Annotated in this window: 13 protein-coding genes; 4 read left to right on the forward strand and 9 right to left on the reverse strand. The window is 64.4% G+C overall.

Features of this window, described 5'->3' with window-relative positions; all coding sequences use genetic code 11:
- The 3 genes from ACTJKX_RS12215 to ACTJKX_RS12225 are packed head-to-tail and all read right to left on the reverse strand — an operon-like array spanning position 1 to position 1,377.
- Positions 1–255 (reverse strand): hypothetical protein, encoded by a 255-nt coding sequence (locus ACTJKX_RS12215; RefSeq protein ID WP_394307952.1) that lies wholly within the window; start codon positions 253–255, stop codon positions 1–3.
- Between the two features lie 28 nt (positions 256–283).
- The gene (locus tag ACTJKX_RS12220) at positions 284–817 is read right to left on the reverse strand and encodes a chromate transporter (protein WP_440725424.1); all 534 of its coding nucleotides are present in this window, start codon (positions 815–817) and stop codon (positions 284–286) included.
- The gene (locus ACTJKX_RS12225; RefSeq protein WP_440725425.1) at positions 814–1,377 is read right to left on the reverse strand and encodes a chromate transporter; all 564 of its coding nucleotides are present in this window, start codon (positions 1,375–1,377) and stop codon (positions 814–816) included. The genes ACTJKX_RS12220 and ACTJKX_RS12225 overlap by 4 nt, the downstream gene beginning before the upstream one ends.
- A 103-nt stretch (positions 1,378–1,480) precedes the next feature.
- On the opposite strand from ACTJKX_RS12225, the gene ACTJKX_RS12230 reads away from it, so the two are divergent.
- Positions 1,481–2,380, forward strand: coding sequence for a LysR family transcriptional regulator (locus ACTJKX_RS12230; protein WP_440725576.1), 900 nt, complete (start codon positions 1,481–1,483; stop codon positions 2,378–2,380).
- Positions 2,381–2,478: 98 nt separating this feature from the next.
- Here the strand turns inward: ACTJKX_RS12230 and ACTJKX_RS12235 are convergent, their stop codons facing one another.
- The 4 genes from ACTJKX_RS12235 to ACTJKX_RS12250 form a co-directional block, all read right to left on the reverse strand.
- Complete coding sequence (locus tag ACTJKX_RS12235) at positions 2,479–3,237, reverse strand: SDR family oxidoreductase (RefSeq protein WP_415087129.1); 759 nt, start codon at positions 3,235–3,237, stop codon at positions 2,479–2,481.
- Positions 3,238–3,358: 121 nt separating this feature from the next.
- Entirely contained in the window at positions 3,359–4,645 is a 1,287-nt protein-coding gene (locus ACTJKX_RS12240) for a sugar ABC transporter permease (RefSeq protein WP_311941894.1), read from the reverse strand.
- The gene (locus ACTJKX_RS12245; RefSeq protein ID WP_440725426.1) at positions 4,642–5,475 is read right to left on the reverse strand and encodes an ATP-binding cassette domain-containing protein; all 834 of its coding nucleotides are present in this window, start codon (positions 5,473–5,475) and stop codon (positions 4,642–4,644) included. The genes ACTJKX_RS12240 and ACTJKX_RS12245 overlap by 4 nt, the downstream gene beginning before the upstream one ends.
- Before the next feature lie 189 nt (positions 5,476–5,664).
- A complete protein-coding gene (locus ACTJKX_RS12250; RefSeq protein ID WP_311941888.1) occupies positions 5,665–6,735 on the reverse strand; it encodes an ABC transporter substrate-binding protein in 1,071 nt (356 codons plus the stop codon).
- Between the two features lie 99 nt (positions 6,736–6,834).
- On the opposite strand from ACTJKX_RS12250, the gene ACTJKX_RS12255 reads away from it, so the two are divergent.
- On the forward strand, positions 6,835–7,065 hold the full coding sequence (locus tag ACTJKX_RS12255; RefSeq protein ID WP_440725427.1) for a hypothetical protein: 231 nt from the start codon (positions 6,835–6,837) through the stop codon (positions 7,063–7,065).
- Between the two features lie 339 nt (positions 7,066–7,404).
- The gene (locus ACTJKX_RS12260; protein ID WP_440725428.1) at positions 7,405–8,802 is read left to right on the forward strand and encodes a glycerophosphodiester phosphodiesterase family protein; all 1,398 of its coding nucleotides are present in this window, start codon (positions 7,405–7,407) and stop codon (positions 8,800–8,802) included.
- Between the two features lie 294 nt (positions 8,803–9,096).
- Here ACTJKX_RS12260 and ACTJKX_RS12265 read toward each other — a convergent pair whose 3' ends face one another.
- Complete coding sequence (locus ACTJKX_RS12265) at positions 9,097–9,624, reverse strand: DUF1697 domain-containing protein (protein WP_394307965.1); 528 nt, start codon at positions 9,622–9,624, stop codon at positions 9,097–9,099.
- Positions 9,625–9,766: 142 nt separating this feature from the next.
- Positions 9,767–10,249 carry a MarR family winged helix-turn-helix transcriptional regulator gene (locus tag ACTJKX_RS12270; RefSeq protein ID WP_311941879.1) on the reverse strand — a complete coding sequence of 161 codons (483 nt, stop codon included), beginning with the start codon at positions 10,247–10,249 and terminating at the stop codon, positions 9,767–9,769.
- A gap of 44 nt (positions 10,250–10,293) precedes the next feature.
- On the opposite strand from ACTJKX_RS12270, the gene ACTJKX_RS12275 reads away from it, so the two are divergent.
- A complete protein-coding gene (locus ACTJKX_RS12275; protein WP_394307967.1) occupies positions 10,294–11,808 on the forward strand; it encodes an FAD-dependent oxidoreductase in 1,515 nt (504 codons plus the stop codon).
- The last annotated feature ends 24 nt before the right edge of the window (positions 11,809–11,832 follow it).

The raw sequence follows: 11,832 nt of genomic DNA on the forward strand, positions 1-11,832 counted from the left end.
TCAGCCGTGGTTTTCGAGGCTGCTTGCCGGTGCCAGGAAACGGCGACCCGTCTCGGTCAGGCCCACCATCGCCTCGCCGTCGATCCGGTTGCGGGAAACGAAGCCGCGCTCATTGGCTTCTTCCCAAACCGGCAGGCGCGGGCATGATGTCCGCCACGCTTCCATGACCTCGGCATAGGGGCGGTCGCCGCACGACAGCCAGGCCAGGAGATCGCGCAGCAGGGCGTCGAGCGGATCGGACGTCGATCTCGTCATGGCCAAAAGCCTCCTCTTGGTCCTCGCCTCAGAACTGGGTGAGCCCGCTCAATCCGATCGCGGCGCCACCCGCCAGCACCAGCAACGGATGGATGCGGGTCGTCGCGGTGAGAAAGGCCGAGACGGCGATTATGCCCGCCAGCAGCCAGGTTTCGGCGGAGGCTTCGGCGATCACGGCAGCGCTCGCCGTTACCAGCCCGACCGTCATCGGCAGCAGGCCCGCCTGTACCTTCTGCCGCCAGGGCCGGTCGCGGAAGCGGTCCCAGAGCCGGAGGGCGATACCGGTGATCAGGGAGGAGGGGCCGAACTTGGCGAGCGAGGTCACTAGAACGCCCGGCAATCCCGCGACGTGCCAGCCGACGAGCGGCACGATCATCATGTTCGGGCCGGGAGCGGCCTGTGCCAGGGCAAACATCGCACTGAATTGCTGCGCCGACATCCAGTGCTGGATATCGACCACCTGCCGGTGCATTTCGGGCAGGATGGTATTGCCGCCGCCGAAGGCGAGCAGAGAAAGCTCGGTGAAGATCAAGGCGAGGGTCAGCAGCGGGGATGCCATCATGCCTTCCTCCAGGCCATGAAAATGCCGAGAGGTGCCAGGACCAGCATGGTCGCCAGCAGCGGTAGGCGCAGCACGGCGATCGCCAGGAAGCAAGCGCACGCGACCAGGATTCCGGCGAAATCACGCCGGAGCGGACGGGCGACCTTGATTGCCATCGAGATGAGCAGCCCCGCCGCAGCCGCCGAAAGCCCGGCAAAGAGGCGGTGGACATGCGGGTCGGCATGGAAGCGGTTATAGAGCACGCCAAGCCCGATGACGATCGCGGTCGGAGCGGCGATCAGGCCGAGAAGGGCCGCGCAGGCACCGGCCACGCCGCGGAAGCGCAAGCCGATGGCCACCGACATGTTGATGATGTTGCCGCCCGGCAGGAACTGGCACAGGCCGAGGAGATCGGCGAATTCCTGGGCATTCAGCCAGCCGCGCTCTTCCACGATCATGCGGCGCGCCAGCGGCAGCACGCCGCCAAAGCCGATCAGGCCCAGAGTGAGGAAACCACCGAACAGGTCGGCGATGTCGGGGGATCTCCTCTCCACTGGGAGGGATGGGGTTGCAGCATCCATATGTCGGGCCTTGCCTGGAAAATTTGCACGAAAGCTAGGCTTCCCGACCCATCATGTCCAATATATGGTATTGGTAATATCCATATCTAAAGAATATGACATGATCGAATTACGCCATCTTCGCTATGCCGTGACCGTTGCGGATGAGGGCCATGTGACACGGGCGGCCGAGCGCCTTGGCATCCAGCAGCCGCCGCTCAGCCAGCAGATCCGCGCGCTGGAGCGCGCCGTCGGCGCGCCCCTGTTCCAGCGCTTGCCCCGCGGTGTCCGATTGACCGAGCCGGGACGGGTGCTGGTGGAGCGGGCCCGCCTCGTCCTGCAGGATGTCGATGCGGCGCTGGAGGCAACCAAGAGGGCGGCGCGCGGTGAACAGGGCAGGCTTGCGGTCGGCTATACGACCTCGGCAGCCTTCCATCCGCTGGTCTCCGCCGTCATGCGCGGGCTACGCGAGGCCGCACCCGGCATTGCTCTATCGCTGGAAGAAGGCAGCACCGGCGATCTCATCGAATTGCTGCGCGCCGATCGCCTGGATGCGGCCTTTGTCCGCGCCCCGGCTGCCAGGCCCGACGGGCTCATCGTGGAGCCTCTCCATGTCGAGGAGATGCTGGTCGCCCTGCCGGACCATCATCCGCTTGCCGCCGCGTCCCTGCGCCGGCAACGCCTGTCGCTGGGCGCTCTTGCGAACGAGACCTTCGTGCTCAACCGTCGCCCCTCCGGCCCGGGCCTCTATGACGACATCATCGCGGCCTGCCGTGCTGCAGGGTTCAGCCCGATGGTGGGGCAGGAAACGCCGAGGATGGTCTCGACGCTGAGCCTGGTCTCGGCCGGCCTCGGTCTCTCGATCGTGCCGGCTTCCATGGCGAAGCTGGAGACGAATGGCATCGTCTATCGACGCCTCGACGGCACGACGGGGCTGACGGCGTCGCTCTACCTCGCGCGCCGCGCGGACGAGCTGAGCCCCAGCCTGGCAAGGTTCCTGGACATGGTGCGCCAGCAGGCTTGATCGTTATCAGGGGAGCATCGGGCCTGGGCGAGACACATGCTCTGCTCGAGAGGGGCTACGCTACGGTTCAGGAAGCAGCGCCCATTCCCGGCGATCATTCATAGATCGTTGGCCTGGGGCAGGATCACCAGGTCGCGGATGGTGACGTTGCGGGGCCGGCTGAGCATGAACATCACCGCCGCGGCCACTTCCGTCGGCTGCATGAGGTCGCCGGCGGCCAGGGCCGCATCGAGCTTGGCCTTGGGCCAGTCGCTGATCAGGGCGGTGACCACGGGACCGGGCTGAACGGCGCCGACGCGGATGCCATGCTTGGCAACCTGACGCCGGACCGTATGGACGAAGGCTTGCACCGCATGCTTGGAAGCGGTGTAAACAGGCTCCCACACCACCGGGATCATGCCCGCGACCGAAGAGGTGACGATGATGTCGCCGGTCTTGCGCTCCACCATATGCGGCAGCACTTCGCGCACCGTGCGGAAGGCGGCGTTGATGTTGAGATTGAGCATGCGGTCCCAGGCATCGGGATCACCCTCGACCACCTCGCCGCCGATATAGGAACCGGCATTGGCGTGAAAGATGTCGAGCTGGCCGGCCTTGTCGAGAATCTCGGGCATCATGCGCGATACGCTGGCTGGATCGAGCAGGTTGGTGACCACCGGAATGGCGTTCGGTCCGAGTTCCGCGCAGATCGTTCTGAGGGCATCCTCGGCGCGATCGACGAAGACGACGCGGGCGCCGGCCGCCAGCAGGGCCTTGGCGCATTCCAGGCCGATGCCTGAAGCGGCGCCGGTGATGGCCGCGACCTTGCCGGTGAAGTTCTGGCCCGAAACGTTCTGGCTATTGAGGCCTTGTTCCATGATTGGTATCTCCTGCATCGGTTTCCGCGAGGGCGGAAGCCTCCCGTTACAATTTTGAGTATCTTGGGAAAACGAGCCGGCAAGCTCTTGATCGACAACGACTTACCGGCTCGGGACAAGGTCAGGCGCGGCCATGGGAAACGCGGGACCTGCGGGCCAGGGAGTCGACGATCACGGCGATGGCGAGCACGGCGCCGGTAATCATGTAGCGCAGCGACGAGGACAGATCGAGCAGCGTCAGCCCGCTCGAAATCGCCTGGATCACGATGATGCCGAGCAGGGCCGAATAGGCGCTCCCGCGACCGCCGAACAGGCTGGTGCCGCCGATGACCGCCGAGGCGATGGCATTGAGGTTCACCTCGCCGGTGCCGGCCTGCTGGCTGGCGGACGCCAGGCGTGCCGCGGCCAGGATGCCGCCGGTCGCCGCCAGGCCGGCGCAGGTCACGAAGGCGGAGGCATAGATGAAGCGCACATTGATGCCGGCGCGCCGTGCTGCCTCGCGATTGCCGCCGACGGCGTTCATCGAGCGGCCCCATTTGGTGCGGGTCAGCGCGTAGTTCATCACCACGACCAGGACGACGAACAGGGTGAACATCCACGGCACGCCGCGGTCCTGGTTGAGATAGAACACCACCAGTTCGAGCGCGATGGTGATCGCGGCGGCGCGCAGCAGGATGAAGGCGAGGGGGCGGGCGGAGAGCCCGGCCTCGCGGCGGCGCGATGCGGTACGGAAATCGGCATAGAAGATCACCACGCCCGCGATGGCGGCCAGCGCATAGGCGAGCGCGTGGGGCATCGTCATGGTCTGGCCGAAATTCACCACCTCCGAGCCGTAGGGCAGGTTGATGGAGCCGGTCGAGCCGAGCAGATAGAGCTGCAGGCCGAGCACGGCCAGCAGGCCCGCCAGGGTGGCGACGAAGCTCGGCATGCCGAAACGGTTGAACAGGAAGGCGTAGACGGCGCCGATGGCCATGCCCGCCAGGATCGCGGCGGGAATGGCCAGCACCACCGGCCAGTTCAGATTGACCCAGAGCACGCCGAGCAGGGCCGAGGACAGGCCGCTCACCGAGCCGACGGAGAGGTCGATCTCGCCCAGCATCAGGATGCAGACGATACCGAGGGCGATCACGCCGACCGTCGAGCAGTCGAACAGCAGATTGACCAGATTGTTGGCCGAGAGGAAGACCGGGCTCAGGCTCTGGAACACGATGCAGATCAGGATGAGGCCGACGATCACCGGCAGGAAGCCGAGATCGCCCGACCTTATGCGCTCCAGGAAGGCATTGATGGCGCCGCCGATGCTGTCGTCATGTTTCACCCGCACATCGGCGCGGTCGAGCGGTGTCTTGGAGGAGCCCGATTTGGAGGCGCCCGAATCTGAGCGACCTTGCTCGATATTGCTGGTCATGGCTGGCTCTCCTGGCTCTGGTCGGCCTGTGCCTGGCGTCGCGTCGTGCGGCGGGACACCGAGTTTTCGGCGGCTCCGGTAATGGCGCTGATGAGGTCCTGATGGGAATCATGGGGGTAGAACACCCCATTGTTGCGTCCGAGCCGGAGCACCACGATGCGGTCGGCCACGGCACGCACGTCGTCCATGTTGTGGCTGATCATCACCACGCCCAGGCCCCGGTCGCGTACGCGCTCGATGAGATCGAGTACCTCGGCTGTCTGGGCGACGCCGAGGGCCGCCGTCGGCTCGTCGAGCAGGATGATCTTGGGGTCGAGCAGCAGCGAACGGGCGATGGCGACGGTCTGGCGCTGGCCGCCCGACAGGGAGGCGATGGGTTCGCGCACGCTGGGAATGCGGGCCGACAATTCGTTGAGCAGCTTCCAGGCCTTGATCTCCATCGAGACTTCATCGAGCCGGTAGGGCTCGAGTTCGCGGCCGAGGAAGATGTTGGCGACCGAGTCGAGGTTCTCGCACAGAGCAAGATCCTGGAACACGGTGGCGATGCCGAGATTGAGGGCGTCGCTCGGCGTTGCGAGCGTTACCGGCTTGCCGTGGAAGGTGATGGTGCCGGAGCTGGGCTGGTGGACGCCGGCCAGCACCTTGACCAGGGTCGACTTGCCGGCACCGTTGTCGCCGACCAGCGCCACGACCTCGCCAGCATGCACGTCGAGCTCGATATCGGTCAGGGCGGATACGGCACCGAAATGCTTGGAGACGTTGCGCAGGCTCAAGATGAGCTCGCCCGTGGGCGCATTGGCCGATGTGGAACCGGAAGAAAGGTCAGTCATACCGGAGTCCTTTCATAGATGGATCGGGAATGCCTGGCTGCAGGAAGGGTGTGGCAATGCCTCAAGCCCGAGGCCGGCTGTCATGGTGTGGTGCCGCGCGGCATTGTATGAAGTCTACAGTCGACAACAATTCCGTGGCAGCCGTGATCCCCAGGCCGCGCGAAGGCGGCCGGGGGACCCGTCATCGGCTTACTGGGTGATGCCGAGCTTCTTGCAGCCTTCGGCATAGCGGCCGCCGCAGAGCTGGTCTGCCGTGGCGATCTTCTTGTCGATGATCTCCGCCTTCAGGTTCTTGGAGGTCACGATGGCCGGCACGAACAGTTTGGAGGGGGTGTCGAACAGGGTGGCCTCGGCCTTGGGCGTCTTGCCGGCGAGGAGCTCTACGGCGACGTCGGCGGCGGCTGCGGCGACGATCTCGCTCGGCTTGGAGATCGTGTTGTACTGGTCGCCGGCGATGATCAGCTGGAGGGCGGCGAGGGTGGCGTCATTGCCGGTGACGGGCGGCACGGGGTCGACGCCGGCGGCCTTGAAGGCCGCGATCGCGCCGCCGCCGGTGCCGTCATTGGCGGCGACCACGCCGACGATCTTCTTGCTGAAGCGCGAGATCTGGCCGCTTGCCCATTGCTGAGCGTTGGAGGGCAGCCAGTTGGGCGTGTCGAACTCGGCCAGGGTCTTGTAGCCGCTGTCCTTGAGGCCCTCATGGATGCCGTCCCGGATCAGCCGGGCGGCCGCGTCGGTCGGCGAGCCGTTGATCTGCAGCACGCCCGTGTCCTCGGTCGGTGCCTTGGTCGCCTTCAGATGCTCGACCAGGGACTCGGCAATGGCCTTGCCGATCGCCTTGTTGTCGAAGGAGACGTAGAAATCGGCCTTGGCGTCGGGAATGGGACGGTCATAGGCGATGACCTTGATGCCCTGGCCTTGCGCCTGCTTGACCATGGAAGCTGCCGCGGCCGAGTCGACCGGATCGAGCACGATGACCTTGGCGCCCTGGGTGATCACCGAGTTGAATTGCTGCTGCTGCTTGGAGATCGAGGCGTCGGCGTTCTGGTAGAGCACCTTGCAGCTCTCGCACAGCTTCTTCATCTGGGCGACGAAGCCGGGATGATCATGCTCTTCATAGCGGGTCGAGCCCTGGTCGGGCATGAGGAACGCCACGGTGGCGTCCTTGACCGCCGCATCCTGGGCCAGAGCCGATGCGCTGCCAAGCAGGGACAAGGCCAGGACGGCCGCGCCGGTGGACTTCAAGGATGTGAGTTTCATTCGGGCTTTCTCCCTTGGATATTATGATTGTGCGAATGATCGATGGTGACGTTGCGCGGCCGGGATCGGTCTTGCATCCGCCGCGTTCCGGGATGGAGCTTGGCGGTACAACGCATTGGCTGGCCGCAAGGTGCCAAGGCGCTGCTATTTTTTGATCGGCCCGTCAGGCACTTCGTGTCGCTGGGGCGCTGCCAATGGGAAGAAGCCGGCTGGCGTGGCGTGCCGGCTCGCTTTCCATGGACGAAAGTGACGCTTCGGGCCGCGTTGAAATGGATCGGCGATGATGCTCGCAGCGCCTCTGCCGGGCTGCGTTCGGACCCCTGGGCATGACCGTCTCCCCCAAAACGCGGCCGGCCTTGCGTGGTGTTCTTGGCCTGGCCGTTTGCTCTCGAGCCGTCGGCTCTCCAGTGACAGGAAGCTAACCCGTTGGGGAAACTACGTGCCACCACGTTTCACGGGGTGTGGTGATACTTTTTTGATCGCCTGAACGCGGGGTCGGCTGACCGCCTGGCCGGCTCCTCTGCCTGGCTCAAAACACGTGCTTCGAGAAGGAAGCGTAGCCGGAGGCGAGGATCTGTCCCCAGGTCATGCCATTGTCAGAAAACTGGGACAAGAAGACCGGGGGTGGGCATTCACAGATCAAGCGAGCGAAGGGTTGGAGAACCGGTCATGAGATATGGTTGCGCGCGATGGAATCTACGCGTCGGTGTGGCTTTGCTTGGTGCTGCCTCCCTGGGGCTTGCAGCCCCGTCGGCGGTTCTTGCCCAATCCGATGCCGCACCTGCCGGCACTAGGCCCTTCCACACCCTCGACGGCAAGCCGCCGCTGGTGATCGGGCATCGTGGCGTGCCGGGTCTGGTGCCCGAGGAGACGGAGGCTTCGTATGATCTCGCCGCCGCCCTCGGAACGGATGCGCTCGAAGAGGATCTGCACCTGACCAAGGATTGCGTGCTGGTGGCACGCCACAATCCCTGGCTGAGCGACAACACCAACGTCGCCGAGGTGGCCAAGACCAATGCCGACGTCGCAGCGCGCAAGCGCACGGTGCCCGGCGTCATGGTCAAGGTGAAATGGGCCCAGACGCCGACCAGCGGTCCCGCCGAATATCTCACCGACCTGACCGATCCGGCCAATCCCAAATCGGTGCTGAAGTCCCTGGTCGTCGATGGCGAAGACCATACCAATGACTGGTCGGTCACCGATTTCACCATGGCCGAGCTGAAGAACTGGATCGCCGGCACCACCTATGACGCGGCCAATGAGCGGCCGAAGGTGTTCAACGGCAAGTTCCCGGTGCTCAGCTTCCAGGAGATCATCGACATCGCCAAGGCCAAGAGCAAGGAGACCGGCCGCCCGATCGCCGTCTACCCGGAAACCAAGAACCCGACCTGGAACAATGCGCAGGCCATCGCCAATGGCTGCGGTGCGCCGGGCAGCCGCCCGCTCGAGGACGCCCTGATCAAGATCATCAAGGACAATGGCCTCAACACCAGGGAGGCTCCTATCCTGGTGCAGAGTTTCGAGCCGAGCAGCCTGAAATATATGCGCGAACACGGTCTGCAGACACGGCAGGTCCAGCTCATCGATGCGGATGGTGTCGACCTGAAGACCGGCAAGGTGCTCTATGACGACATCACCAATTCGCGCCCCTTCGACTGGACGGTTTCGGGCGATGCGCGCTGGTTCGATGCGATGCTGAGCCCCGAGGGCCTGGCGGAGATCAAGACCTATGCCGATGGCATCGGGCCCTGGAAGCCCCAGATCGTCTCGCTCAGGATCTCGCCCTGGAAGGACAGCAATGCCGACGGCACGCCCTATAAGGGCTCCACGCCCGAGGCCTCGACCCAGGAAGCGACCAGCCTCGTCACCGATGCGCACAAGGCCGGCCTGTTCGTGCATGTCTTCACCTTCCGGAACGAGAAGAAATACCTGGCTGCCGATTATCATGGCGATCCGAGCCTGGAATATCTGAAGTTCTTCCGGCTGGGCATCGATGGCGTTTTCACCGATTTCACGCATACGGGGGTCGCGGCCCGCGCTGCCTATCTGCGCGAACTCGGCTGGTAGGAGGCCGCCCTCGCATCCGCATGAAGGCGGCAATGTTGGTGTAATAACAGCCGAGCAAAACCGCGGAGCGCGGGCAGGACGGTATCGCGCTCTGGGCCTGCGACATGCGGATCTATTGTCTCTGCCTTTGGCTGCTCGCTCCCCTCGCGATGCTGTCGGTCTCCCGGCGCAAGCCAGCGATCGCCATTGCCAATCCCGGATAGGACCTCTCGTTGCTCGACGTCATGGCGGCTGGGACGTTCGCGCCGGCGGTTGGGCGGGTGGAAATGGTTTGGGCGGTCCCCCTTGGTGGCGTCAGGCCACCAATTTCAAAACCGTGTTCCAGTTGCGGCCGGTCACCAGCGTGCCGAGATGGCGCTCGATCAGCTTGGTGGTGAGCTTGGAACGGCCGATGCCATCCGGGTAATGGGCGTAGAGACAGCGCTCGCCGGCGGCGACGCTCTCGCGTTCCCGGATTGCCACGCGCAGGGAAGCGACGGCAGATGGGTCGATGTCGTGCTTGCTGGGGAGTGCCAACAGGTGGGCAGGGTCGTCCGCGGCCTCCCTCGGATAGGGATTGGCATCGATCATAGCCTGCCATTGCGGCGTGGTACGGATGATGAAGGTGGTCGACACGCCGAACTTCTCGAATACGGCTTGTTCCCAGCGCTGCTCAAGATCGGGCAGGGCCGCCTCGCGGGCCTCGAAGGTCAGGTTGCCGCTCTGGAGCAGGGTCGTGACCCCGGAGAAGCCGAGGTCTTCGCCGAGGGCGCGCAGTTCGGCCATCTTGATCGTCGAGCTTCCGCCGACATTGATGGCACGCAGCAAGGCGATGTAGCGCATGATCGGGTCCTTGTTCGAGGGACGTGCGACGTCGAGTCGGTAAGCCAGCGTCGAGGCAATTGGGCGGGATATCGGCTATTCCAGCACGGACTTGGCATGCATGGTCAAGGCAATTCGGGGGCGCGGCGGCCGTCCACGTCGATCATTCAGGGGAAGTTGCGTTGATGTCGTCCGCGAATCTGCGCATGAGCCGCACGAGGTCCCGAACATCGCCCGGCTCCCATCCGGCAAAGATCGCGCGGCCCATCTTCTCGCGGGCAGCGTCGACCAGATCGGTCATGGCCTTGCCCTTGGGCGTAATGGTCGCCTCGCGAATACGTCTATCGGCAACGCTGCCCTGACGATCCACCAAGCCGAGGCTCTCGAGTTTTGCCACTTGCCGGCTGACCGTCGTGTAGTCCCGCCCCACGCGGTCGGCCAATTCCACCACGCCGATGGGGCCGAGCCGCTCCACCATGACCAGCAACGGAAACAGAGCGCGATCGAGAGAGATGCCGGCTGCCCGCACCATCGCCTCGTCACGCTGGGGGCGGTTCATCACGCTGACGATGTCGATCAGCGCGCCGTGAAGCTCGCGCAGCAAGGTGCTAATATGTGTATTTTGCACATTATTAATTGACGGCATGTCCAGTCTCCTATTATGTGCATATTACACATATGGAGATGAGCATGACAGAGCAATTTGCAGTTGACGTTCTCATTTGCGGGGCGGGGGCGGCCGGGTTGACGCTGGCGATCGATCTCGCGCGGCGCGGGGTGTCCTTCCGACTGATCGAGAAAATGGACAAGCCGTTCCACGGATCGCGCGGCAAGGGCATTCAGCCGAGAACGCTGGAGATCTTCGAGGACCTCGGAGTTCTGGACCGGATGGCGGCGGCCGGTGGGCCCTATCCGCGGCAGCGCCACTATCATGATGACGGCAGTCACAGCGATTCCGAACTCATGGAGCAGCAAGCCCCGATACCAGCCGAACCGTATCGCACCCCGTTGATGCTGCCGCAGTTCTTGACCGAGGCCATCCTGCGCGAACGTCTTGCAGAATTGGGACATCACCCTGAGCTTGGGTCAGAATTGGTGGGCTTCGACCAGAACGAGACCGGCGTAGCAGTACGGATCATCGGCAGGACGGGCGAAGAGAACATGCGCGTGCGCTGGCTCGTCGGTGCCGATGGCGGCCGCAGTTTCGTGCGCCAGGCGCTCGACCTCGGCTTCCCGGGCAGGACACTCGGCGTTCGCGCCATCGTCGCCGACGTTTCCCTGACCGGTTTGAACCGGGATGTCTGGCATCGTTTTGGGGACAAGGACATGCAGCGGCAGATCTCGCTTTGTCCGCTCGCGGGAACAGACCTTTTCCAGATACAGGGGCCGGTTCCGCTTGAAGGCGACGTCGACCTCTCCGTCGAGGGGCTGAACGCCATGGTGGCGCAACGCACCGGCCGGGACGACATCCAGGTGACATCCGTCTCCTGGGCTTCGGCTTTCAGCATGAACGCCCGGCTTGCCGATCGATATCGCGTTGGCCGCGTATTCCTGGTCGGAGATGCGGCGCATACGCATCCGCCGACCGGGGGACAGGGTCTCAATACCAGCGTGCAGGATGCCTATAATCTCGGTTGGAAACTGGCAGCTGTTCTGGCCGGTGCCCGAGGCCAACTGCTCGACACCTATGAGGAGGAGCGCCGCCCCATAGCCGCAGCCATGCTCGGCCTTTCCACAAGTCTGCTGGAAGATCTCAAACGCGGCGAGATACGGCGTGGCCGCGAGACGCAGCAGCTCGATATCGGCTATCCCAAGTCGTCGCTGACGATCGAGCGGCTAGCACGAGATGGTGACGTGCTTGCGGGGGATCGGGCTCCGGACGCGCCGGTCCAGGGTGCGGCAGGACAATCCATGCGTCTGTTCGACCTGTTCAAGGGCCCGCATTGGACGCTGTTGGCCTACGAGGCCAACCGGGCCGGCTTGCCACCTCGCCGCGGGCTGCATATCCACCATATCGGCGAACGGGGCGACATCATCGACCATGCTGGCCATGTCCGCGACATCTATGTTCTCGGTCCGGGTGATTGGGTGCTCGTCCGGCCCGATGGCTATATTGCCACCATCCTTGCTTCCGCCGAAATGGCAATGCTGCAACGCTATCTCGAGGAGGTAGGCCTTGGCCAGCCGGAACAGGCGCATCCGTGACCCGCTGCGGTGGAATGGCGAGCT

The sequence above is a fragment of the Labrys sp. 22185 genome (assembly GCF_052045555.1).
GTDB classification, from domain to species: domain Bacteria; phylum Pseudomonadota; class Alphaproteobacteria; order Rhizobiales; family Labraceae; genus Labrys; species Labrys neptuniae.